The sequence below is a fragment of the Gemmatimonadales bacterium genome (genome assembly GCA_036500345.1).
Lineage (GTDB): Bacteria > Gemmatimonadota > Gemmatimonadetes > Gemmatimonadales > GWC2-71-9 > Palsa-1233.
In genome coordinates this window covers 87,309-110,716 of sequence record DASYCE010000025.1, presented here as the reverse complement: position 1 = coordinate 110,716, position 23,408 = coordinate 87,309, and the positions used below count along the sequence as shown (strand labels likewise).

21 protein-coding genes are annotated in these 23,408 nt (G+C 65.7%); 4 read left to right on the top strand and 17 right to left on the bottom strand.

Features of this window, described 5'->3' with window-relative positions; genetic code table 11:
* From VGM20_11185 to VGM20_11170, 4 genes are all read right to left on the bottom strand, one after another.
* On the bottom strand, positions 1-1,115 hold a 1,115-nt coding region (locus VGM20_11185), incomplete at its 3' end, for a hypothetical protein (protein HEY4101424.1).
* Entirely contained in the window at positions 1,115-1,942 is an 828-nt protein-coding gene (locus tag VGM20_11180; protein ID HEY4101423.1) for a prepilin-type N-terminal cleavage/methylation domain-containing protein, read from the bottom strand. The genes VGM20_11180 and VGM20_11185, both read right to left, overlap by 1 nt.
* On the bottom strand, positions 1,942-2,334 hold the full coding sequence (locus VGM20_11175; GenBank protein ID HEY4101422.1) for a hypothetical protein: 393 nt from the start codon (positions 2,332-2,334) through the stop codon (positions 1,942-1,944). Before VGM20_11175 ends, VGM20_11180 begins: the two co-directional genes overlap by 1 nt.
* Positions 2,331-2,951, bottom strand: a complete 621-nt coding sequence (locus tag VGM20_11170) for a hypothetical protein (GenBank protein ID HEY4101421.1) — start codon at positions 2,949-2,951, stop codon at positions 2,331-2,333. The genes VGM20_11175 and VGM20_11170 overlap by 4 nt, the downstream gene beginning before the upstream one ends.
* Before the next feature lie 260 nt (positions 2,952-3,211).
* Between VGM20_11170 and VGM20_11165 the strand changes: the two genes are divergently transcribed.
* Positions 3,212-3,982 (top strand): hypothetical protein, encoded by a 771-nt coding sequence (locus tag VGM20_11165; protein HEY4101420.1) that lies wholly within the window; start codon positions 3,212-3,214, stop codon positions 3,980-3,982.
* Here VGM20_11165 and VGM20_11160 read toward each other — a convergent pair.
* From VGM20_11160 to VGM20_11135, 6 genes are all read right to left on the bottom strand, one after another.
* Complete coding sequence (locus VGM20_11160) at positions 3,979-4,236, bottom strand: hypothetical protein (protein ID HEY4101419.1); 258 nt, start codon at positions 4,234-4,236, stop codon at positions 3,979-3,981. The genes VGM20_11165 and VGM20_11160 overlap by 4 nt on opposite strands.
* 88 nt (positions 4,237-4,324) lie before the next feature.
* Positions 4,325-6,100 (bottom strand): alpha-amylase family glycosyl hydrolase, encoded by a 1,776-nt coding sequence (locus VGM20_11155; protein ID HEY4101418.1) that lies wholly within the window; start codon positions 6,098-6,100, stop codon positions 4,325-4,327.
* A 19-nt stretch (positions 6,101-6,119) separates the two neighbouring features.
* A complete protein-coding gene (locus tag VGM20_11150; GenBank protein HEY4101417.1) occupies positions 6,120-7,811 on the bottom strand; it encodes a M28 family peptidase in 1,692 nt (563 codons plus the stop codon).
* A gap of 26 nt (positions 7,812-7,837) precedes the next feature.
* Positions 7,838-8,842 (bottom strand): transketolase C-terminal domain-containing protein, encoded by a 1,005-nt coding sequence (locus VGM20_11145; protein ID HEY4101416.1) that lies wholly within the window; start codon positions 8,840-8,842, stop codon positions 7,838-7,840.
* Entirely contained in the window at positions 8,839-9,744 is a 906-nt protein-coding gene (locus tag VGM20_11140) for a transketolase (GenBank protein ID HEY4101415.1), read from the bottom strand. The genes VGM20_11145 and VGM20_11140 overlap by 4 nt, the downstream gene beginning before the upstream one ends.
* 46 nt (positions 9,745-9,790) lie before the next feature.
* Entirely contained in the window at positions 9,791-11,611 is a 1,821-nt protein-coding gene (locus tag VGM20_11135; protein HEY4101414.1) for an amidase family protein, read from the bottom strand.
* Positions 11,612-12,685: 1,074 nt separating this feature from the next.
* Here VGM20_11135 and VGM20_11130 point away from each other — a divergent pair.
* Positions 12,686-13,435, top strand: a complete 750-nt coding sequence (locus VGM20_11130) for a hypothetical protein (GenBank protein ID HEY4101413.1) — start codon at positions 12,686-12,688, stop codon at positions 13,433-13,435.
* 271 nt (positions 13,436-13,706) lie between these two features.
* Here VGM20_11130 and VGM20_11125 read toward each other — a convergent pair whose 3' ends face one another.
* Complete coding sequence (locus VGM20_11125) at positions 13,707-14,276, bottom strand: hypothetical protein (GenBank protein ID HEY4101412.1); 570 nt, start codon at positions 14,274-14,276, stop codon at positions 13,707-13,709.
* A gap of 553 nt (positions 14,277-14,829) precedes the next feature.
* Positions 14,830-15,141 (bottom strand): hypothetical protein, encoded by a 312-nt coding sequence (locus VGM20_11120; protein HEY4101411.1) that lies wholly within the window; start codon positions 15,139-15,141, stop codon positions 14,830-14,832.
* A 219-nt stretch (positions 15,142-15,360) separates the two neighbouring features.
* Between VGM20_11120 and VGM20_11115 the strand changes: the two genes are divergently transcribed.
* Entirely contained in the window at positions 15,361-16,140 is a 780-nt protein-coding gene (locus tag VGM20_11115) for a PEP-CTERM sorting domain-containing protein (GenBank protein HEY4101410.1), read from the top strand.
* Positions 16,141-16,242: 102 nt separating this feature from the next.
* Here the strand turns inward: VGM20_11115 and VGM20_11110 are convergent, their stop codons facing one another.
* The 4 genes from VGM20_11110 to VGM20_11095 are packed head-to-tail and all read right to left on the bottom strand — an operon-like array spanning position 16,243 to position 20,139.
* Positions 16,243-16,947 carry an amino acid racemase gene (locus tag VGM20_11110; protein ID HEY4101409.1) on the bottom strand — a complete coding sequence of 235 codons (705 nt, stop codon included), beginning with the start codon at positions 16,945-16,947 and terminating at the stop codon, positions 16,243-16,245.
* Entirely contained in the window at positions 16,944-18,539 is a 1,596-nt protein-coding gene (locus VGM20_11105; GenBank protein HEY4101408.1) for an amidase, read from the bottom strand. The genes VGM20_11110 and VGM20_11105 overlap by 4 nt, the downstream gene beginning before the upstream one ends.
* Complete coding sequence (locus tag VGM20_11100) at positions 18,536-19,675, bottom strand: hypothetical protein (protein ID HEY4101407.1); 1,140 nt, start codon at positions 19,673-19,675, stop codon at positions 18,536-18,538. The genes VGM20_11105 and VGM20_11100 overlap by 4 nt, the downstream gene beginning before the upstream one ends.
* Positions 19,672-20,139, bottom strand: a complete 468-nt coding sequence (locus VGM20_11095; GenBank protein ID HEY4101406.1) for a DUF1801 domain-containing protein — start codon at positions 20,137-20,139, stop codon at positions 19,672-19,674. The genes VGM20_11100 and VGM20_11095 overlap by 4 nt, the downstream gene beginning before the upstream one ends.
* 204 nt (positions 20,140-20,343) lie before the next feature.
* Here VGM20_11095 and VGM20_11090 point away from each other — a divergent pair, with 204 nt between their 5' ends.
* Positions 20,344-20,703 (top strand): YciI family protein, encoded by a 360-nt coding sequence (locus tag VGM20_11090; GenBank protein ID HEY4101405.1) that lies wholly within the window; start codon positions 20,344-20,346, stop codon positions 20,701-20,703.
* A 6-nt stretch (positions 20,704-20,709) separates the two neighbouring features.
* Here VGM20_11090 and VGM20_11085 read toward each other — a convergent pair whose 3' ends face one another.
* Positions 20,710-23,406 (bottom strand): ABC transporter permease, encoded by a 2,697-nt coding sequence (locus VGM20_11085; protein ID HEY4101404.1) that lies wholly within the window; start codon positions 23,404-23,406, stop codon positions 20,710-20,712.
* Positions 23,407-23,408: the final 2 nt, after the last annotated feature.

Here is a 23,408-nt window from a genome sequence, read left to right as displayed (position 1 = left end):
CCAAACTTCAGGAGCGCCTCGCTGATATCGCAGTTGTTGTACTGCACCAGGACGTTGCCGTTGCCGACGGTCCCGGTGCTGACGTTGGTCCCGACCTCTTCGTTGAGGCCGGTGAAGAGCGTCCCCCAGACGTTCGCCTTGGACCCCGACAAGGTGATCTGACCGCCCACCAGCACGATCCCGTGCCAGATGAAGTTGGAAAGATCCGCGTCGCCGGTGACCACCAGCACCCCTTCACCGGCGCTGACATTGTCTCCGTTGGTGATGTTCCCCTTCACCAGCACCACCGGCCAGTTGGCGAACTGCGACGACGTGGGCCATGAGCCGGTGCTCTTCTTCCCGGTGCGGTCAAGCACGAAATCCGGCGCGATGCTCCCCGACAGCACTCCCGCCCAGTCGACATCGACTGCCTGCACCGCAGTGCCGCTCGGCCCGGAGGTCCCGATGTAGAGTGGGGCATTGTCGGGATTGCCGTCGATGAAGTTGGTGTTGTTGCCGTTCATGTCGAGACTCGAGTTCGGCACGGCGAGGCCGGCGATCGACGGCTGGCCACCAGCGCATCCGGTCACCGGATCGGCAATGTCGACACCGCTGACCGTCCCCGACGAGCCGTTCTTGATGTTGAGCCCCGACAGCGAGGTGAACGCGGCGTTCGCGTCGATCGACCCGGTCTGCCATGTCAGCATCTGCGAAATCGTCCGCTGCCCCACCGGCGTTGACGACGACCGGCGCAGATTCGCCGTCGTCGCCTTCCCCACCGACGTGAGCACATAGATCGAAGCGACCGACGGACTTGCCGAGTTGCGGAAGCGGTTCAGCGTCACCGTCGCACTTCCGCCGGTGACCGCGATCGTCCGCGCGTCCGGGAAGGTGGTCGGCAACGAGGTGACATCGGTGAGATACCGTTCGATCCCCTCCTGCGCCACGGCGTACGCCTTGAGCTCCGCATCGTGATCGGTGCCGACATCATGCTCGTTGTTGGCAATGATGAATGCGGCGCCCACGGAGATCGACAGCATCAGCGTGAGCAGCAGCACCAGCGGGAGTGCGATGCCACGGCGATCGTGGACGCGAGCTCGCGCGGCGGGGCGTGGGCGTGTCGTCGTCTGGTTCATCAGTTGGGCCGGTTCTGGAAGAAGACTGACGTCGTGAACGGCGCCTGCACCGGCGCCGTCGATGTCCGGGGCGTCAAGCGACTCTCGGCGGTCAGCACGAACTGTACGCCGCTCAGGTCCTCGAAGTCGGTCGGCAGCGTATCGTCCGGCTCCGTCGCGCCGAGGATGTACCAGCGAAAACGCGCACCAGTCGCGAACGGCGATGCGATTTCCTCGGGTGTACCGGCACCAGCAGTGCGGTACAGTCCGCGGCGCCCGGGGAGCGCCGTCGACACGCGCAGCGAATAGGTGAGCTGCCGATAGAGGAAGGCGACCGTTCCCGACGCCAGCGAGACTCCGGACGGCACCTGCACCACCCGTCCGCTGCTTGCAGAGAACGTCGAGATGTTCGACGCGGTGCACGTGCTCGCGGTGCCGCTGGTGAGCGACGTTGTGGGCTGGTACTGATACGTCCCCGTCGAGTCGCGGTACGCCCACCCCGCATAGCCAGCGACGGTGAGCGAGCCCGGCAGGTCGGCACTAGGCAGCAACGAGATCACGGCATTGCCGCCGGTCACTCCGCACACCAGCCCCATGGCGATCGGCTGATTGAACGTGAGCGTCGAATCGTCGGTCGGCGCGATGACACCGGACGGTTCCGCCATCCGCATCTCCGACTCGACGATGTTGAGCGACGTCCGTGCGATGCCGCGCGCTTCGCGCCGTGCATCGACCGCTTCATCGGTCACCGAACTCTTCACCACCATCACGGTCAGCGTCGACGCAAAGAGTGCCAGGATGACCAGCGCGATCATCATTTCCACCAGCGTCGTTCCGGTGCGTTTCATCAGCTCCCCAGGTCGAGTGGACCGACGTTGTTGGCGCGATCGAGGACGATGGTGTCGCCCGGGATCGAGGAGAGGTTGATCGGAAGCACCACCACCGTCGCGCGCTGGAGGCGCGTCGTCACGTTGGTGATCGTGACGCACCGCGAAAACTGGATCGGTAGCGCCGCCGCCGTGTCGCAGGTCGTCCCGGTGAGCATCGCCGCAGCCGGCGTTGCGTTGATCCGGTTGATCGCCTCCGCCGACAGCGCCCAGCGATACGTCTCCGCCGTCGCCAGCCGCTCGCTCCGCGCGCGCATCACCAGCGCCGGCGACAGCCCGGCGATTACGATGGCGAACATCGAGATCGACAGGATGACCTCGATCAATCCGACGCCCCGCCGATCGCGGATCACTGAGTCCTCTGGATCAGACCGATTCGGGTCATCGACACGTGCCGCGTCGTGTTGCGCGCCGTGAGGGTGACGCCGAGGGTGTCGCTGGCGACGCCGTTCGGCTGGATGGTGATGCTGGTGTTGGAGAACGTCATCGTTTCGACGCCGAATTCCTGGCCCAGCGACAGGCGGCGCGTCAGGCGCACCGAATCGTCGGTCTGGTCCTTGACCTGGTAGATGTGCTGCGTGTTGTCCGCGGTGAGGACCATCGGCTGCCGCAGGCGTGCCGCCAGCGCAAAGCTCCGCTCGAGGTCCTGCTGCACCACCATCGCGGCGCGGCCCGCTTCGCTCTTCTCGGTATACCTGGAGACCTGCGGGACGACCATCGCCGTCAGGATGCCGAGGATGACGACGACCATCGTGAGCTCAAGTGTCGTGAATCCGTGCAGGTCAGTTTGTGACACCAGTCGGCCAGTCCGCTCGGCACGTTGCCGTGGACTGATCGCCACGGCTGGTCCATATGAGCCAGCGCCGAACGCGCGCCACAGATCGCCGACACGGGAGGTGTGCCGTGCCCGCCACAGCAGCATCGACCACCCTCTAACTGCCGACTCCACCGCCATTTGGATGATCAACATCGTCCCTCTCTCCTGGGTCTGCGCCGGCGACCCTGTCGCGGCGCTAACATCAAACTGTCCAACGCCTTACACGTCCGCGCCGTCGCGGGTCTCTGCCACCACCCATAGGCGACTTTCATGCCCCTCGGGTTCACCCGCTCCGGTAGCCCCTTCGTCCGCGATTTGGCTCGCCCCGTCGACGGATTCGAGCAATGACTGGCTTGCCGTCCTGCCGGCGTCGCGGCGAGCGTCTCCCAGACAAATCATCGGAAGAAGACCGAGTGCTCGAAATCGCCTTGACGCTGCTCATCGCTGGTTCTGCGCAGGCTCCAGCCAGGCCCGACACCGGCCGGGTTGCGGTCCGCTTCCCCGAGGGGACTGCCCATGGCTTCCTGGTGATGCATGCGGCCGATGGCCGGGAAATCGCCCGGGGAGATCTGGTGCAACGGGGGACCAGCAGCGGGGTCGAGTCGGTACTTGCGTTCGACTTCCACGATGGATCGCGGTTCGAGGAGACGGTCGATTATTCGCAGGACCACGGGTTGGCGATGCAGCGCTACCACCTGATCCAGCGTGGCGCCGCGTTCGACCGCGACCTCGATGCGACGATCTGGAGGTCGGGGCGGTACCAGGTCCGCGCGACCTCGCACGACGACGGCAAGGTCAGCAACTACACCGGATCACTGGATCTTCCCGGTGACGTGGCGAACGGCCTCCCGCTGATGATCGCCAAGAACCTGCGCCCCGATGAAACGCGCGACGTGCACGTGGTCGCGTTCCTGCCCAAGCCGCGCGTCATCGGTCTCGAATTCATTCCGTCGGAGCCGGCACGCGTGAAGTCCGCGTCGCTCGAGTCGACGGCGCACTACACCCTCAAGCCGAAAGTGGGTGGCATCACCGGCGTGCTGGCGAAATTGCTGGGGAAGATTCCACCGGACAGCCACATCTGGATTGCCACGAGCGGCGCGCCGGCATTTCTCAGGTTCGAGGGTCCGATGTACAGCGGGCCGGTGTGGCGCATCGATCTCGCCACACCGACCTGGGTGCATTAGTCGGCAGTCACGTCACCATCGTTGTCCGGAACCTTCGGCTCCTCGTCGTCGACGTCGGAATCGGGATCTCCGTTGCTCCCGCCGTGAAAGCCATCGGCAAAATGCTCGGCGTCATCATCAGCAAAGAGTTCCGGAAGGCCATCGGTCGTCTCGCTGGCGCGGCCGGTCAGCTCCTTCGGCAACGGCTTCCCATCCTTCAATTCGGTGAATTCCGGCGGCCGCGGCTTGCGTCGTGAATCAGTCGGGTCGGTCACGGTTTCGCTCCATGATCGGGTGGACGTCACCCCGAACGACGTCGACCCCACGCCGCCCAGACACAGCCCGAGGCGCTCGCGACATGGCTCACCCGCGGAGTATCATCACCGACCAGCGCCCCACGCCGAGATGGAGCGTCCCGCCGATCGATGCCGGATGTTCGTCACTCGCCGATTCGTCGCCGCCAAACGCTCGATCCTGTGAATCGAGGACCTTCCGCCAGGAGCGATCGTCTCCGGGCACCGGGAGGGCATAGCCGCCGACGGGCCATGAGTTATCGCTCACGTTGATCACCACCAGCACGGCGTCACCGCCAGCGTCTCGACGGAACGCAACCACGCCGTTGGCGCCATCGACATGTACGATGTCGAGCGACCCCGAACGCAGCGCTGGGTGATCCCAGCGCACCCGGTTGGCTGTGCCGACGAGCGCCCGCATCTCCCCGCCGAAGGCATCGCCGCATCGCTGCCAGTTGAATCGATGATCGCCGTGTGCCGGATTGTCGTCGGAACGCGGGTGCCAGTACCCCGGCTGCAGGCATTCCGCGCCCATGAAGCACATCGGCGTGCCGGGGAGCGCGGTGCAGAGCACCCAGCCGATTCTCGCCTTGGCGCGAGCGTGCCAGTTGTCGCGCCCCCCGGCCAGCTCGACAAAGTGACGGAACCCTGTCCGCCGGCCGCTGTCGTTGTCATGCCCCGTGTCATGTGAGCCGAGGAGGTATCGGATCCGGGCCCCACCAGCCGGCAGCGTGATCAAGTCGACCAGCCGGTCGGTGCGCTCGGTGGCGTCGGGCACGCGGTCATCATTCACGGCCGAGAGGAAGATGGAAGGATCGCCGAGCGCCCAGAGACGGTCGAAGCCGATCTCGTTGATCAGCCGCCGCGATCCGCCGACATCCCCTCCAGTCCATTCGGCGATCATCAAGCTGGACCGGCCATCGGGGCCGCCGCGCACCGCCCGCAACACGTCGATCAGCAATGATGCCGACAGCTCGTCGGCGGCGTCGACTCGCAGCCCGTCCACGTGATACTCGTCGAAGCACATCTGCGCATTGGCCACGATCAGGTCGCGCACTTCGCGCTTCCAGAATGCCAGCCGCGGTCCCCACGGCGTGCGCCCGGCCACTTCGAAGAAGATGCCGCCGTCCCTGGTCATTCCGTCGAACTCCCAGAGCCGGTTATCGAAGTCGCTCATGTGATTCCAGACGACGTCGAACACCACCGCAAGTCCGGTGTCATGCGCCGCGCGCACCAGGTGCCGCAACTGGGCCGGCGATCCGTACGACGATTCCGGCGCGAACAGGTGCGACGGCCCGTACCCCTCGTTGCCGTCACCGGGATTTTCGTGGATCGGCAGCAGCGCGATGGCGTTAAACCCCAGCGACCGCACGTAGCCCAGCTTCTGTTCGAACTGCGCGAACGTCCCGGTCGCCGTCGGACCGGTGTCCACCAGGTCGCCGCCGCCGACGAACGACCCGACGTGTACCTGGTAGATCACCCAGTCGGACGCCTCCGGCGTGACGAATCGATCATCGCGCAAGCCGGACTCCGCCAGCTCCCGGTCAACATCGACCACCACGGCGTTGCCCCCCGAGCCGCGCGTCGCCCGCGCCCACGGATCGACCCGGCGAAGCCCTCGCTGCCCGGGATTCCATTCATCGCCGCCGCGATTGTCGATCACGTAGAGGTACTCGTCGCCGGCCCGGACACCGGCAACCTCCGTCTCCCAGATGTCACCGTCCTGCCGCACCAACTGGTACTCGTCGTCGCGCCAGGCATTGAAGCTTCCCATCACCGCCACCCGCGATGCGTTGGGCGCCCACACGCGAAACCGGCATCCGTCGGCGGTGAGCGAAGCCCCCATCACCACGGTCGCAACGTGCTCACTGCACACACCGGGCGTGTGGATCGCCCTTCGGCTGGTCGAGCCGCGGCGCATGATCGAGATTGCCGATGCCAAGTGCCGCATCGTGCACCATCTGCACCACGCGGAGCATGTCGTCGTAGTCGATGTACTGCGGCTCGTCGGTCACCTGGTGATAGTCGAGGTGCTCGCCACGCGAGAACGCCACACTCGGGATGCCGTAGCGCGCGTAGCTGTAATGGTCGGCACGACAGTAGTACTGCAATGGATGATGCGGCGCGTCGAACTCGTAGTTGAAGACGAACGGCACGCGCTGCTTCCGGTTGGCTGCTTCGAGGAGGTCACCGAACTCGTTGGAGAGGCGGCGCGCGCCGACGACCTCGAGATAGGTCGGACCTCCCTTCGGAAGGTCCCACGCTGTCCCGCGCCCGACCATGTCCTCGTCGATCTCGGCCACGATCGAATCGACCGGAACCGTGGCGTGATCGGTGAACCACGCCGAGCCGACGAGGCCGCGCTCTTCCGCCACATGTGAGACGAAGAGGATCGATCGCCGCGGCCGCTGCGCCATCGGGAGCGATGCGAACGACTCGGCGAGTTCGAGAATCGCCGCCGTCCCCGATCCGTCGTCGTCGGCGCCGTTGCAGATCGAGTCCGCACGCGGCGGGTGAAGCCGGCGCATCGAGTCGATCATCGCGTGAATCGTCGCGTCGGCCTCGGGTGTTTCGTTCCAGTTCCTGGTGTCGGCGCCCATCGGTCGCAGCACATGCAGGAACGCGCGCATCGAGTCGTGATCGACCGCCGACATGCAGATCCCGACATGATCGTTGTGCGCGGTGAGCGAGACATACTCGCCGCGAAGCTTCGGATCACTTCCCTCGACCACGCCGATGACATTTCGCGCCGGGTACGCCACCGGCACGTAGTGCAGCGAGATCGATCCCGTGACGCGACGGCCGGCGTCGCCGACATGCCGCGCGCCGGCCGCTGTTCCGAGAAGGAGATCGGCTGCGTGCATCGTCATCAAGATCATCGCCGGGCGTCCCGCGAAGCGCGTCGTGTCGGGCCTCGGCGTGTAGCGCATGAAGTTGGCTGTGGCATCCGGCGTCAGATCGGGCCGGGCCAGGGCAATGCCGGCAGCGCCGGCGAAATGCCGTGATGTGGCAATGGGATTGAGCTGGACCGGAGCGTCGCCGTTCGTCGCGCCGATGTCGAGTACCACCAGCTTCCCCGCCGCATGCGCCGCGTCGATCCACGCCGCCGAGTCGTAGACGGAGCCGCCGTAGACCACATCGAACGGCCCGGGGCCAGCCGCGGCCGGCCGCCCCAGGACGACCTCCACGTAATCACGGCCGAAAGCGATCGTCCCGCCGCCGTCGATCGAGAGCGATCGCGACTCGGGCGCGGGAATCCAGAACGGGACGGTCTGGAACCAGTCGCCGTCCTCGCCCTTCGGGATCATCCCGAGTCGCTTGAATTCCGATGCGATGTAGTTGGCGGCGGTGAAGTCGCCGATCGAGCCGGTTTCGCGGCCCGCCATCGAATCATCGGCGATGAGGAAGAGGCGCGTCCGCAGGTCGGCGGCGGTGATCGCGGCCGATGTCCGGTTGCTGCCGGCATGGGCGCGGGTCGCCCCTTGTCCTTCCATTGCACGCAGCCCACCGGCCGCCGCAAGGACCACTACCATCGTCGTGGCGCGGAACGATCGCATCAGGTCGCCTCATCGGAACGGGATCGCTAAACATGCACCACGTCACGGATCGCCGCCACGATGTGCGGCGTGTCCATCCCGTAGTGCGCGATCAGCTCCTCAGGCGTTCCCGATTGCCCGAAGTCGTCCCCCACGCCGATGAATCGCTGCGGTACCGGCATCCGTTGCACCAGCAGCTCGGCGACCGCGGACCCCATCCCGCCGGCGACCTGATGTTCCTCCACCGTGACAACCCGCGGCGCGCGCCGTACCGCCGCCAGAATCCCCGCTTCGTCGATCGGCTTGATCGTCGAGAGGTTGATCACGATCGATCCGATCCCGTCGGCGGCAACCTCCCGCGCGGCGACAAGCGCCTGGTGCAGCAGCGCGCCGGTGGCGATCAGCGTCACCTGCGGCTCGAGCGCCGGCTGGCCGAGGCTCGTGTCCCAGACACACTGCGCCTTGCCGATTTCGAACGGAGAATCGTCCGTGGTCATCACCGGAGTCTTCTCACGCGCCAGCCGCAGGTAGACCGGCGTCCCGGTGCTCGCCGCGGCGATCGTCGCCTTGCGCGCCTCGATCGCGTCGCACGGCGAGAGCACGATCATCCGCGGAATGACGCGCGTGATCGCGATATCCTCGATCGCCTGGTGGGTGCCGCCATCGGGTCCCACCGAAATCCCGGCGTGCGATCCCGCGATCTTCACCGGCTGGTCGTTGTAGCAGATCGTCGTCCGGATCTGCTCCCAGTTCCGTCCCGGCGAGAACATCGCGTACGACGTGATGAACGGAACTTTCCCCATCGCCGCCATGCCGCTTCCCACACCGGCAAGATTCTGCTCGGCGACGCCGACCTCGATGAACCGATCGGGATACTTTTCCTTGAATGGCAGCATGTGCGTCGAGTCGGTGAGGTCGGCGCAGAGACCCACCACGTTGGGATCGCGCTCACCCGCGAGCACGAGGCCATCACCGAACCCGCTGCGAATCGCCGCCATCGCGACGTCCTTCTCGAAGATCCGCGCGTCGAAGTGCTGGTCCGGAACGATCATCGCGACCCCTCGTGCTCGGCGCGGATTCTCCCGTCGAGCGTGCGAAGTTCGTCGAGCGCCATCTTCCCCTGCTTCGCGTCGGGCGGCTTTCCGTGCCATTCGTACTTGCGCTCGAATTCGCGGACGCCCTTCCCCGGAATGGTGTGCGCCACGATCATCGTCGGATGTTCGTAGATCGCCTTCGCTTCGCGGATCGCGCCGTCGATCGCACGGAAGTTGTGCCCGTCGATTTCGATCACATGCCAGTTCCACGCGCGCCACTTGTCGGCGATCGGTTCGAGCGGCATCACCTGCTCGGTGAAGCCGTCGATCTGGATGTTGTTGCGGTCGATGATCGCGATCAGGTTGCGCAGCTTCTCCTTGCCGCCGAGCATCCCCGCTTCCCACGTCGCCCCCTCGTCGTGCTCGCCGTCGGAGAGGAGGCAGTAGATGGTGCGATCACTCGACGGCGAGTCGATCCGGTCGGCGATCGCCATCCCCACCGCCTGCGACAGACCCGAGCCGAGCGGACCGGAGCTCGTTTCGAGTCCCGGCAGTCGCTCGCGATGTGGATGGCCCTGCAGCCGTGAGCCGAACTTGCGCAGCGTCTGCAATTCCTCGATAGGGAAGTATCCGGAGTGCGCCATCGCAGCGTACAGCACGGGACAGATGTGTCCGTTGGAAAGGACCAGGCGGTCGCGCTCCGGCCACGCCGGATTCGAGGGCTGGTGCCGCAGCGCATGCATGAAGAGGTAGGCAAAGATGTCGGCCATGCCGAGGGGGCCGGCGGTGTGTCCGCTTCCGGCGGCGAGGAGCATGGAGATGATCGACTCACGCATCGCGTTCGCGGTGAGTTCCAGCCGCTCGATCGTTGCGTCGTCGAGCTCGAACAGTTCGCTGCCGCTGATCGGTCCGGGTGTCATCACGTCGGACGACGATCCGGCGCCGCCCGGCCCCACATGATCCGCATCAGAACCCCGGCGGATGCTCGCCCACGACGCCGAATGCCCGCTCGAGCGCCAGCCCCGCCTGCGCCACCCGGCCATCCTCGAAGAGGCGTCCCAGCAGGGTGATTCCGTGCGGTACCCGTCTCGGCGGCGAGAACTTCGGCAGCGGATGCGCCGGGTCGGGCGCCCAGTCACTGCGCGCTTCGGCGACCTGTACGAACCCGGCGCGCATGGTGAGCGACGGATGCCCGGTGAAGTTGGTGATCGTCAGCTGTTCATCGCGAAGCGACGGCACGATCAGCAAGTCGACCGATGCGAAGATGCGGGCCATTTCCAGCGCGACCTTCCGGCGCATCCGGTCGGCCTGCACCATGTCGACCGCGGAGAGGAAGCGTGCCTGACGGAAGAGATTCGGCCACGCATCCTTGACCTGCATCCGCAGCGTGTCCATCTGGTTGGTCAGCGTGAGCTCCTCGAACGATGCCGCGCCTTCGGCGAAGAGGATCGGCATCATCGAATCGTACGGCCAGTCGGGGAGGGTCACTTCCGTCGGGATCATTCCGACCGACCTGATCGTGTCGAGTGCGGCGCGATCGACGTCGGTCGCGGGCGCTTCCTTCATCCACGATGCGATGTATCCGACCTTGAGCCCCTTCACGCTCGCGGTGGCGTCGAAATCGAGATGGCTGGGAACGCTCGACGGATCGCCGGCATCAGGTCCGCTGATGGCGCGGAGCACCAGCATCGTGTCTTCGACCGCGCGCGTCATGGGGCCGAGCTTGTCGAGCGACCAGCAGAGCGTCATCGCGCCGCTTCGCGCCACCCGTCCGAAGGTCGGGCGAAAGCCGGTCACGCCGCAGCGCATCGATGGACTCACGATGCTCCCATCGGTTTCGCTGCCGATCGCGAATCCGACGAGACCGGCGGCGGTCGAAGCACCCGGACCGGCACTCGATCCCGATGCACCTTCTTCCAGGAGCCACGGATTCATCGTCTGCCCGCCGAACCAGATGTCGTTGAGCGCCAGCGCGCCGAGTGACAGCTTGGCGAGGAGGACCGCGCCGGCGTCGTCGAGACGCTGCACCACGGCGGAGTTCGCTGTCGGAATCCGGTTCTTGAACGGCTCCGCGCCGTAGGTCGTCGCGATGCCGGCGGTGTCGAGAAGGTCCTTCACGCCATACGGGATGCCGTGCAGCGGGCCGCGATACTTCCCCGCCTTGATTTCGGCGTCTGCCTGCGCCGCGCGTGCAAGTGCCTGATCGCGCGTCAGGGTGATGATCGCGTTGACCTTCGGGTTGAGGCGATCGATGCGCGAGAGATAGATCTGCGTCAGTCGCGTCGACGTGAGTTGCTTCGATTCGATCCACTTCGACAGCTGCCACACCGGCGCGAAGGCGATGGCGTCGTCAGTGGATGGCAACGGCGCCCTCGTCGCCGCGCTGCGGACGAAGTGGTCCTTCGATGGGCCAGGAGCGACACCCGGCAGCATCGGATTCCAGAGTGTTGCGGGTGCATCGGTCGGCGCGATCGCGAGTTTCCGCGGGCCGGTTCGCCGCTCGAGGTACGGCGCCATCGACTGGCGCCAGGAGTCCGCTGCCTGCGCCTGCTGTGCCGGCGTGAGGGTGACCTGCGGGAGTTTTTCCGCTTCGGCAAATGTCGCCGCGTTGACCGGTGGCCCCGACCCGGCGCCGGTGCCGAAGGTCGGCGGGGCGCCGGGAGCCGGCGTGCCACCGCTCGCGCTCGACGGTTGCTGAGCTGTGGAGCCGCCATCCTGGCGGCATCCCACCGCGACGGTGAGAAGCGCCAGCGGGGTCTGGATCAGGAATTGACGGCGAGTGTTCATCGCGCGGCTCCCTGGGATCTGGGTTGGAGAAGAAGATGAATGTCGCACCGGAAGGGAGGCGTTCTCAACTATCGACTTCATCGGTGGCGCCGGGGGAATGCCGTTCTCAACCGCCTGAATGCCGTTCGAGCTAGAAGGAAATCGCAGCGCCGCCGGATCACCCGACTCGATATTCACGGCAGTCATCCGATGCCGCGATCGATGCCACCCTGAACTCGTTGCGCACCGTTCGGCCATCGGCTGAAGCCTTTCGGCCGTTGGCGGGGACCCTGCGCCGTCAAGCAACTGTGCCGGAGCGGAAAACGCTTCCCTGACCGATTTCAAATCCGTCGGGGAAGCGCGAGCCAGCCGATCATTCGCATCCGTTCGCTGTCACCGACCTGCCGGACAGATTGTCACTCGCGCCGTCGACAGTCACGCCAGATCCGATTCCAGGCCTTTCGCCTCCGGAAGCACTACGCTCGGCGACGACCGGGTCCCCGGAAGGGGAATCCGGACCTGCAATCGTCACGGCGCCCGATGCTTTGCAATCGCCCGTCTGCCGTGCCGGACGGCACGACTCGCTTCACAAACGCCGGCACCCATTCTCAATCCGGTCGAGCCTGCTTTCAAATCGGGGGTGCCCCTTTTCAAATCGGCCGACCCGATTCTCAACCCGGTGGCACTGGTTTTGGATTCGGCCGGTTCGACTTCGTGTCGGCGGCATCAGTTGGTTGCTGGTCAGCATGATGCGTATGCGACCGAAAGCATTCCGGACCGCAATTCGAATTCGACGAGCGCACAAATAGCAGTGGTTGACGAAAGTTGCTCCGAATCACGACAACATGTCCTAAAAACCGGACACTTTTCGACGGTCGAAATCGCTGGATTTCCGAAGGCAGAAAACCGGCATATTGGCCGCAACCCCAGTGTCCATGCGGCTCTCACACGAATGAATAATGATTTTTCGTTGCGGCACGAACCCTGCCCACCAGCTGGCGTCGGCCGGCCGCTGGGGTGCCTGCCGATCTCCGTACTCACTTGCAGTTCACTGGCTCGGCTCCCAATGCAGCCGCGTCACACGCAGGAGGATGTATGAGAGCAGACATACGCAGGAAGCTGGCGATGGCAGCCCGGGTGCTCGATTTCGCCCAGGCGCATCCCGCGGCGGACGACATCAGCCATACCGGGCTGGTGTCGCGTCTGGCCGACCGTGTAGCGCGCGGCGACGCGCTCGCGGTGCAGCAACACAATGGGCGGGAGATGGAGCAGGCGGCGATCACTCGCCGGCAGGAGTTGCGCACGGCGGGGATCCGCGAACAGCTGGAGCATGTGGCTGTCACGGTGGAGCTCGCATCGCCGGAGCATCCCGAACTCGCCGGGCAGTTCGTCATGCCGAAAGCGAGTGTCCCGCTCAAGGAATTCGCGACGGCAGCGAAGACCTTCCTGGCGGCGGCGCTCGCCAACAAGGATCTGCTCCTGTCGTACGGGGTGGGAGACACCTTCCTCGACCAGTTCAGTGCATCGGTCGCGGAGTTCGACAGCACCACCCTCGCGGCGCACACCCATGCCGGCAATCATGTCGGCGCAAGTGCCGAGCTGGGGCTCATCACGAACGAATGCACCAGGATCGCGCGAATCCTCGACGGGACCTACAAGGCCCGTTTCCGGAGCGATCCGGAATCGCTGGCGGCGTGGAACAGCGCCAGGATCATCATCGCGCTGACCAGGCACGACGATGCAACGACGCCGGAGCCCGATCCCACGCCGGTTGCGCCGCCGGTGCCTGTCCCGGCTCCATTGCCGGTGCCGGTGAATAGTGCGCCGCCGGAGCCGCATTCGTGACCCCGGACCGCATGATCCAGGAGTGAGCGATGCTGCGAGCTCCTGGGTCGTGTGGCGGGGTTTTCAGTGGTTCGGAGACGCGCCGTAGGGGGGTCACTTTGAGCCGTGACGGATCCGCTTGACAAGGTTCCAAGCGTCCGCAGAACCAAGACCCTCACCTCGCAGCTCCCGACGTGCTCGCCCGGCTGACCGGCGAAAAGCAAACGCGCCCCCCGGCGAAGCCGAAGGGCGCGAAGAAGGCAACCAAGCCTCAGCGAAGCAACGGCCGGTACTAGGCAGTACTCAACCCTTGAGTACCGACATTCTCCGCCAAATACCGAATCCGCTGCCGCATCTCTTCCAACGTGTTCCGCACCCGCGCGACGCAGTACCAACCGATAACCCCGCAGAGAAGGATCGGGCATCCAAAGAGGGTCAGCGCCGGAGACATTAGGAGAATGTGGACCAAGACCGCGTTGCTCATCTCGTCGCTTAGGCTCACCAGCCGCCGATGGAGCTCGGGGTTTTCCGTCGCCAATTCACGCATCCGAATGCCCCACTCGTCGTCGCGAATCATCTTCTCCGGGATGATGACGGCAAAGCCGATTGCGGCGGGGATACTGAGGCGGTGGGCATATCGAATAAACCCATTCATTCGGCGGCGCAGAACGGTATAGGCCGGATCCTCCGTATGAATCGCTTCATCCACGATGAGATCGAACAACTGGTCGCGCAGCTGAAAGGCTTGGTCGCGAAAGCGATCAATCTCAGCTTGTCGGAGAAGGTAGTAATACACAAACACCAGCCCGACCAAGGTAAAGCCTGTTGTGACCGCTACCCCGAATCCTTCCGGTGTGATCACTTGTCCTCCGGGTGAGTGTCGCCTGACTTCGTGAGGCGGCTTGAACTTCTCCGCTTGTCCCACCTGGTTTCCAAATGCACGATCCGTGCTTCCAGTCGCTTGATCGTTTTTCCTTTCAGCATCCGTTGCGAGGCACCGTAACCACTTGCCAACGTCGCCAACAACCATGCGAGGCCCTTGCTAATGCCGACGCTTGCAAACAAATGTACGACGACTGCAAGCAAGGTGGTAGTACCGGCGACTACCGTTGCGGTCTTGTAAACGCAGATTGCTACGCCGAGCACGGTAAGGCCGACGATTAGCCATCGAAACGTCTTGCACGTTTCCTCCCATCGGCGAACGCCGCCAGCGATGCGCACGATTTCCGCTGACGGTGGCTTCTGCTGGCCCCACGTCGGATCACGACGTGGCTTACCTTTGTTTGCCAAAGCGACATCGCTGAGTGAGGGAGCACTAGAATACCCCTTCGCGCGTCGCCCCGGCAATTCCTGCGTAGGTGACGATTACGGCAATCGGCCTACCACCCCGCTTGGTTACGGCCCAAACTGAACTACTACCCAGTAGCCGTGAATCGCTTGACGGTTTCTTCGGTCCCGCTCGTGAGGAGCAGGTTGCGCAGTGCAGCAGGATCGATCGCCGACCAGATGTGGCCACAGGCCGCACAACCGTGCGCCGTGCTGCCCTTGGGACTAGTGATCGGCAGCGTGATCCCGTCGCTTATGAAGGCACTCTTCACGGCACCCCATGCACTGAGGCCTTCGGGGAGGAAGCCTATCGCCCTGGTTCCACCCGACATGAGTTGGCCCGCGACGATCTGATCGCTGGCGCATGCGGGGCAACGGAGGGGATCGGGTGAGGTGGTCATGCTGATGCTCCCGTCAGTGTTGGTTCGTGCGGCGCCAGTTGGTCGCCACGTCGCCTGTCGCGATTGTGACAACTCCCCGTGGCCCAGCTGCAACGCCGCCTCAGTATTCCTGCCCGGCTGATTCGCCAACCTACTGTACCGCAATGACTTGGGACGTGCCATTCGCTGGCCCACCGCTTGCTTCTACTGGGTGCGTCCCCAACCCAGAGCACGCCACTGATGAAGCTCCAGTCAGCTCTTGTGACCCTCGCCCTCGCAGGCGGTGCAGCCACGGCCCAGGCCCAATCGTGGTCGTCGGTCGGCTCCCCGAACAACGTCAGTAGCGGGCAGCAATTCTGGGACAACACTTCCGCCGACGGCGCGCACTGCAATGTCGGCTACATCCTGACCGGTGTCGCCGGCACCAGCGGCAACGCCTGCGCCAATCAGCGTCCGACGGGATGGCTGCCGTACACCGGTACGACGCCAACTACCTATCTCAATAACGGGTCGGGTGGCTTCCAGGCGTATTCGTTCGGTGCCGGCACCTACACCTTCTCGCTGCTCTCCGGGACTTCAGCGCCCGGCGGCGACGTGGCCGGCGCGAACCAGGACTGGGGATACTTCGACATCCTGACCGGCGTCAAGACCTCGCTCAATACGACGATCCCGAGCGGCGACGTGACCATGGCTGATTCATGGGGGCTCTACATCCTGATGACCAATGGCACCTACGCCTATTCGAACCATGACAACCAGTTCGCGCTCTTCGGATTTGGCGCGACCGGCGCGACCTCGGCGACGGGCCCGTCAGGGACCGCGTGGATTGGCGGTATCGAGGACATCTACACCGGGCACAGCGGCGGCTCGGACGTTGACTATCAGGACGAGCTCATCCGCATCGATGCCGATGACATCGGCATCCCGGAGGAAGCGACTCCGGAGCCGGCAACGATGACGCTGATGGCAACGGGTCTCGCCGGACTCGCCGGAGCCGGACTGCGCCGCAAGCGCCGCTAGTCGACGCCGCTTCACCAGACGCAACGAGGGCGCGATCAATCGATCGCGCCCTCGTTTCGTTTTGCCGATTCATCAATTGGCCCGGCTTCTCGACGCGGAGTCTCATCCGCTCTTGTCGCGCAACCGCGCCACAATCGCGTCGACGTGCAACGCCGTCGTGTCGAGCGCCGGCAAACCGGCGACAGTCGCGTCGCGCAACAGCAATGGCAGTTCGGTCCCACCGAGGATCACACTGTCGATCTTGTCCCGGCTCGCCATTGTCTCGATCAGCGCCACGATCTCCGCCCGCGTCGAATCCTTGAAGATCCCCGGAATGAGCTCGCCGACATAGCGTTCGTGGACCATCGCCCGTTCGGCGTCGTTCGGCCGCACCACCGTGATCCCGCGCCGTGCGAAGACCGTGGGATAGAACTCGCCCTCCATGGTGAAGCGCGTGCCGAGGAGCGCCGGCCGCTTGAGGGCGAGTCGCCGCGCCTCGTCGGCGCACGTCTCCACGATGCTGAGCAGCGGGATCGGCGCGCGCGCCGCCAGTTCGTCAAAGACGATATGCGGCGTGTTGGCGGTGAGCGCGGCGAAATCGACGCCGGCACCAGCGAGGCGCTGCAGCGACGCGAGGAGATAATCGGTCAGTGCGGCGCGGTCGCTCTCCACCAGCCGCAGCGCCACCTGCACGTCGAGCGAATCGATCACGATCGATGGCGCGCTCCCGGGCTCGAATCGCTGCCAGCATTCGAAGATGCGCCGGTAGTAGTCGATCGTCGATTCCGGGCCGAGGCCGCCGACGAGTCCCGCGATCGATGGCGTCATGATTCCCACGTTCCCACGAAGCGTCGTGATTGCTGCTCGTATGCGTGCGCCAGCGCAAGCAATCGCGCATCGTCTCCCGGCAGTCCGACGATCGAGAGGTTGAGCGCCGGCATTCCATCGGCGCCGATTCCCGCCGGAATCGAGATTTCCGGAAGTCCCATCCAGTTGCCGTATCCGAGTGCGACCCGGACGTTGGGCCACTGGTCGACGATCCTTACCGCATTGAACGGCATGGTGGGATACACCATCGCCGACACGCCGGCAGTGCGCATCGACGCGGCCAACGCGGCCACCACCTGCGCTCGTGAACGCGCGAACGACATCCCCGCCGGATCATGCGCCATCGGCTGCGTCAGCAGCGGAATGCAGGCGTCGAAGGTCGCCGGGAGGACGTCGTAGTACGACCGGTACGCGTCGTAGCCGCGACGCACGGCGTCGCGCGGATCGTGGCTCCGCCGTGCGAAGTAGCGGTACAGCGCGTTGGCGGTCGGTGCCGGCGAACGTGAATTGGGTGCCACGTCGCCACGCTGCTTCGCGGTCGCGGTGAACATCGATCGATAGTTCACGGTGGTGACCGCAGCATCAAACGAATCGACGACCGCTCCAGCGGCGCGGAGATCGCTCACCGCGCGATCCCAGATCATGAGCGCTTCCGCCGTCATCTGGGCGCGGGGCACGTGCGCGTCGACAATGCCGAGGCGGACGCCGTGCAGCGCATCATCGCGCAATCCCTCGAACGTGCGGCGATCGATCTTCTCGGTGCGCACCAGTGGATCGGACTTGTCGGCTCCCGCCACGATGGCGAGCAGCAGCGCCGCATCGGCGGCGCTCCGCGCCAGCGGGCCGTGGGTGTCGAGGTATGGCCAGGTCGGGATCACGCCGCTCCGCGGCACCAGCCCGAACGTCGGCTTCATGCCGACGACGCCGACGAACTGCGCCGGAATCCGGTTCGATCCACCGTCATCGGTGCCGAGTGCGGCGAACGCCATCCCGGCCGAGACAGCCACCGATGAACCGGCGCTCGAGCCGCCGGGTGTGCGCGTTCCGGTCGGGTCGTGCGGGTTCAGCACCTGGCCGGTGTGCGTCGACGTTCCGTTGCCGTGATACGCAAAATCATCGGCTGCGGTCTTGCCGAGGACGATTGCACCGGCGGCGCGCAGTCGCTCGACTTCGAGTGCGTCACGCGATACCGGGTCGGGAAAGAGGCGTGCCCAGTCGGCGTTCGAGCCGGTGGTGGGGAGCCCCTTCATGTCGTAGATCGCCTTGGCAAAGACCGGCACGCCGTCGAGGGGTCCGCGCAGGTGGCCGCGGCGGCGACGATCATCCGCCGCGCGAGCGTCTGCCAGCGCCGTCGCGGAGAGCGCGTCGATCGCGTGAAAGCGCTGGCCGAAGGTGCTGCACCGCTCGAGCGCGTGACTGGTGACCTCCGCAGCGCTCCAGTCGCCACGAAGGAGACCGGCGCGGTAGTCGGCGACCGTCCCGTTCAACGGCTCGGTCGCAACGGAACGCCACCCGCGCAACGGCACCGCAGCGACCGCGGCGAGCTGCGCCAGCTGGGCGACAACTTCCCGGCGGGTCCAGGTGCGGGTCACCGCCGCGTCACCCGGAATCGCACCACACTCTCCACGTCATCCATGTTCTTCTCCGTCCCCCAGACCACGCCGTGTCCCAGCACCTGGAAAACCACATTCGCGGGTGCCATTGCCGTACCGACCACGTCACCGCGCGGAGAGAGCATCACCCACGCCTTTCCGGCCGGCGTCGCGCGCAGTCCAACCCATGCCGTGCCATCGGCGCCGACGATCACGTTCTCGACCGCCGGGTAGATCGTCGGCGGACCGAAGCGCGGCGCGTACGCGGGCCTCACAGTCGGTGTCTGACCCTTTCTGCCGAGTTCAGCGAGCGAGTCGCGGATCCGCTTCGGAATCGGCTGGGCTGCGAACGGATAGGCGCGTGAATAGATCGTCTTTCCGTCGCGGCCCACCATGGTGATCCGATAGGTCCCCGAATCGGGACTGGCATACGACATTGCTGCCCACCCGAAGCGCTCGGCGGTCGGATCGATCCCGAGCTTGGGACGGCCGCAGAGTTGGTACGTTGGCAACGGCACCATTCCGCAGACATCGTGCGGCTCGAAGGTCACGAGACGATCGAACTCCCCGTTCGCCTTGACGGCGATCAGCCCCAGACGCGAATCGAGATATTGTGGATCACGCGCCCAATGCGGCCGCGCCTCCGCAGTCGAAGGGACAAGCACCACGACCAGCTGGGATCCGTCGCGATACAACCCTTCCGGGCCGAGGATCTGGGTCTCGCCTCCGGAATCGCCCATCGCCTTGATCGCAACGATCGCCGGCACGATGCGCAGCAACTTCCGGTCGGGGCCGATCAGCGTGAATCGCCGCGTCCCATTGTCGGTGACCCACATCGTGTCACCGATCCATCCGGCACCGTACAACGTCAGTTGCCGGAACTCGCCCGGTCCTTCCCCCTCCCGCCCGAACGTGCCGAGCGACTTTCCCATCGCATCGAAATAGCGGATCAGGTGATCCTGCTGCTGCCCAACGGCGATCGTCCCCCTGGGGCTCACGGCGAGCCAGGTGACCGGGCTGAGATTCTCGCTGACGCCGTCGATCGTGACTTCACGGGTGAGCTGGAACTGCGGCGCTGTCTGCGCCCCGACCGCCGCGGGTAGCGCGAATGCGAGGATCAGAGCTGCGAATCTCATCGCTCAACCCGCCGGCGCGGCCGCTGCTTCGGTGCCACCGCGCGAATGACCAGCGTACCGCGCCCGCTGGCGGGAAAACCAACCTTCGATCGTGCCATCGCCGCCGCGATCAATGTTTCGATCGCGGGTCGCGCCAGATCCCGTGCTGACTCAAGGCGAACGAACCGCGTCTGCTTCCCTCCGCCGAGGAGGATCTTGTCGGGGTCCGGGAGTGTCGCACCATGAATGAAGCAGATGCTCACGCTGTCCGCCTGCGCCACGATGGAGACGACCGCGTCCGATGGCCGCAGCGTTGGCGAGTAGCCGATCACGAAGAAGTTGTAGTTGTCGTAGACCAGTTCGTGCGCCGCGGGGAGCCGCTTCCGCATCGCCTGACGGACCGCCTTGATCCGCTTTCCGTCGCTATCGTTGAACTTGCCGATGAAGGTGTCGAGTTGCGTCTTCGCGTCGCCTGAAGGCGTCATCGGCGGTCCCAGGTCGAGGATCAGTGCTATCGCGGCTGCGTCTCTGCGTGCAGGCGGGAAGCCCAATAATGATAGTCCCGGACGGCGCCGCGGCCGGGAGTTTGGCGCCCTGTCGATTTCTTCGCCCCTCGTTCGACGTTAACACAGAACCACCAATGGCGGGCGGACTCTCCGCCCCATTCACCAATACCGGGGAATCAAGCAATGCGCTTCCTGACGATCGTCAGTTCCGTCGAAGACCAGGGCCACCCACCAGAGGCGCTGGCCGGCGCCATGCAGGTGTACATCCAGGAGTCGCTCGCCACCGGCGTGCTGGTGCAGACCGGCGGGCTCGGGCCGAGCTCCCAGGGCGCCCGCCTCAAGCTCAATAACGGCGTCCTCACGGTGACCGACGGCCCCTTCGCCGAGACCAAGGAAATCCTCGGCGGCTACGCCATCATCGACGTCCCATCGCGCGAAGCGGCCCTCGAGGCGGCGCGGCAGTTCATGGACCTGCATCACCTGCACTGGCCGACGTGGAATGGCACCTGCGAGGTGCGGGAACTGGTCTTCCTCGCGCCCTGAGCGTCGTCACTCCCCGCGGCAGGCCACCGCCGGATCGATGCGCGTCGCCCGCAGGCCCGGGAGATAGCATGCGATCGCGGCGGTGACGAGGATGATCGCGGCAACCCCGGCGAACGTCCGGGGATCGCGCGCGTGGATGCCGAAGAGCAGCGCGTCGAGGAAATGGCCGACCACGATCGACGCGCCGACGCCCGCGACGATGCCGATCGCCACCGGCGTCATCCCCTCGCGCACGACCATCCATCGCAACGCCGCAGGTCGAGCGCCGAGGGCCATGCGGATGCCAAGTTCACGGCGTCGCTGCTCGACGGAGTACGCCACCACACCGAAGATTCCCAGCGCGGCGAGGATCAGCGCGCTCGCCGCAAAGATGATCGCGAGTGACGCCTGGAATCGGCGTCCTGCCACTGAGCCGCTGACGACGTCGTCCATCGATCGCACTGCCGTGAGCGCGACAGACGGATCGGCATCGTGCACCACGCGCCGCACTTCGCCGGCGATCGTGAGCGGCGGCAGCGACGTACGCACCACCAGCGAACCCGCACTCGACGCCCATTGCATCGGCGGTGCCCACTCCGGCAGGAAGACCATCAGGGTCGGCGGCCCGTCGAGCTGCACGTTGCGCATGTCGCCCACGACACCGATCACCTCCTGATCCGTCTCCGGGCCCCATTCCGTACGCAGCCGTCTGCCGATCGGATCGGCGCCGGGCCAGAAGTGCCTGGCGACATTCGCCGAGATCAGGATCACGTTCCGCCCGCGATCGCTCTCGCTGAAGAGCCGCCCCGACTGGAGCGGAACGCCGAGAACGTGGAAATACGACGGCGAGGCGATCCGGTAATTCGCCAGCGGACTCGGCTCGCCCTTCGGTGCACCCGGGATGCTGATTTGCGAGATCGATTGCTCGCCGGTGAGCGGCAGTCGACTGACCCATCCAACCGTCGTGACCCCCGGAACACTCCCCACGTCGCGGATCACCCGGTCGTAGAATTGCTGCCGTGCGGCGGTCGAGGGAAGCGCCGTCGGCGCGATCGTCATGTCGGCCGCGAGGACATGGTCGGCGCGAAAACCGGTGTTGACGTCGAGAACCTGCAGCAGCGAGATCGTGAGAAGGCCGCCGACGATCAGCAGCACCGTGCTCACCGCGACCTCGAAGCCGATGAGCGCATGGCGCCACGTCCGGATCGTGCCGCTTTCGCCGGCGCGCGCGGTGCTCGACCGCAGACGGGCCGCCGCTGCCGCACCACCGATTCTCCACGCTGGAAGCGCGCCGAAGAGGAGCCCGGTCCCGATGGAGATCGCGACCGCGAACGCCAGCACGCGACCGTCGATCCCGATTTCGTCGAGACGCGGGAGCGATGACGGCGCGAAGGCGAGCAGCGCGTGCAGCCCGAGCGACGCCGCCGCAATCCCCAGCGCGCCGCCCAGCACCGCAATCACCGTACTCTCGGCCAGCAGTTGCCGCATCAGTCTCCCCCGCGACGCGCCGAGCGCTGCGCGGATCGCCGCTTCGTGCAGCCTTCCGGGGACTCGCGCCAGCAACAGATTCGCGAGATTGACGCAGACCAGCACCAGCACGGCGCCGACGCCCGCCAGCAGGAGCAGCAGTCCGGTTCGCGACGACCCCACCAGTTGATCATCGAGTGGCCAGAGCGCACCGCGCAGCACGGTCCCGCCGCCGGCGTCGCGCGCGATCTGCTGCTGAACCACGTTGAGTTCGGCGCGGGCGCGGTCGGGCGATACGCCGGGCTTGAGCCGCGCGATTGCCGCATAGTCGAAATCACCGAGTGCGCCGAGGGGGCTCGCCGCGACTCCGAGCGGAGTGAAGAACTCCGCTACATCGCCGAAGCGCGTCAGCGGTCCGAGCTGATCGCCACGGGGGAAATGAAACGACGGCGGCAGCACACCGACGATTGCGTACGACTCGCCATCGAGGCCGATGTGCCTGTCGAGAATTCCCGGGTCGGCGTGGAATCGCGTCCGCCAGGTGTTGTCGGTGAGAATCACCTCGTGATCGCGGCCGGGATCGTCTTCGTCGGCGCGGAAGAGCCGGCCGATCCGCGGCGTCACGCCGAGCGTCGCGAACAGCGTGGACGACGACTGGACGCCGTGGAGGAGGACCGGGTCTCCCTCGCCCGACAGGACCATGCCGCGCGCTTCCGCGATCGCGACCTGTTCGAACGATTGCATCTTCTGCTGCCAGACCCTGAAGCCCCAGAGGTTGACGGGAAACGAGGGATACGCCGCGCCGATGTCCGGCATCACTTCCCGAACCAGGAAGAGCCGCTGCGGTTCGCGGTACGCGAGTGGCCGGAGGAGGACGCCGTCGACGACGGAGAAGACCGCGGTGTTGGCGCCGATCCCCACGGCAAGCATCGCGATCGCGCTGATCGCGAAGAGCGGCTGGTGGCGCAGCTTCCGCAGCGCCATCCGGATGTCGTCTCCCAGGCCGCGCCACCATTCGCCGCGCTCGGCCCGTCGCACGCGCCGCGACGAACGGAGCTGCAGTACCTGACGAGTGGTCTCGACGTCGCCGAATTGGGTTTGTGCAGCACGACGCGCGTCAGTGGGCGTCATTCCCTGGGCGCGGAACGATCGTTCGAGTTCGTCGAGATGAAAGCGCAGTTCGTCGTCGACGTCGGCGCGCGGATCGGGGCCGAGGAAGCGGAGATATCGCCGCCACAGCGGTTCGCGGCGCGGCATGG

Excerpts from the sequence above, each read along its gene's own strand:
- VGM20_11180 (HEY4101423.1), bottom strand. The coding sequence starts at position 1,942 with ATGAAACGCACCGGAACGACGCTGGTGGAAATGATGATCGCGCTGGTC.
- VGM20_11170 (HEY4101421.1), bottom strand. The coding sequence starts at position 2,951 with ATGTTGATCATCCAAATGGCGGTGGAGTCGGCAGTTAGAGGGTGGTCG.
- VGM20_11155 (HEY4101418.1), bottom strand. The coding sequence starts at position 6,100 with ATGGGGGCTTCGCTCACCGCCGACGGATGCCGGTTTCGCGTGTGGGCG.
- VGM20_11150 (HEY4101417.1), bottom strand. The coding sequence starts at position 7,811 with ATGCGATCGTTCCGCGCCACGACGATGGTAGTGGTCCTTGCGGCGGCC.
- VGM20_11145 (HEY4101416.1), bottom strand. The coding sequence starts at position 8,842 with ATGATCGTTCCGGACCAGCACTTCGACGCGCGGATCTTCGAGAAGGAC.
- VGM20_11140 (HEY4101415.1), bottom strand. The coding sequence starts at position 9,744 with ATGACACCCGGACCGATCAGCGGCAGCGAACTGTTCGAGCTCGACGAC.
- VGM20_11135 (HEY4101414.1), bottom strand. The coding sequence starts at position 11,611 with ATGAACACTCGCCGTCAATTCCTGATCCAGACCCCGCTGGCGCTTCTC.
- VGM20_11130 (HEY4101413.1), top strand. The coding sequence starts at position 12,686 with ATGAGAGCAGACATACGCAGGAAGCTGGCGATGGCAGCCCGGGTGCTC.
- VGM20_11120 (HEY4101411.1), bottom strand. The coding sequence starts at position 15,141 with ATGACCACCTCACCCGATCCCCTCCGTTGCCCCGCATGCGCCAGCGAT.
- VGM20_11115 (HEY4101410.1), top strand. The coding sequence starts at position 15,361 with ATGAAGCTCCAGTCAGCTCTTGTGACCCTCGCCCTCGCAGGCGGTGCA.
- VGM20_11110 (HEY4101409.1), bottom strand. The coding sequence starts at position 16,947 with ATGACGCCATCGATCGCGGGACTCGTCGGCGGCCTCGGCCCGGAATCG.
- VGM20_11100 (HEY4101407.1), bottom strand. The coding sequence starts at position 19,675 with ATGAGATTCGCAGCTCTGATCCTCGCATTCGCGCTACCCGCGGCGGTC.
- VGM20_11095 (HEY4101406.1), bottom strand. The coding sequence starts at position 20,139 with ATGACGCCTTCAGGCGACGCGAAGACGCAACTCGACACCTTCATCGGC.
- VGM20_11090 (HEY4101405.1), top strand. The coding sequence starts at position 20,344 with ATGCGCTTCCTGACGATCGTCAGTTCCGTCGAAGACCAGGGCCACCCA.
- VGM20_11085 (HEY4101404.1), bottom strand. The coding sequence starts at position 23,406 with ATGCCGCGCCGCGAACCGCTGTGGCGGCGATATCTCCGCTTCCTCGGC.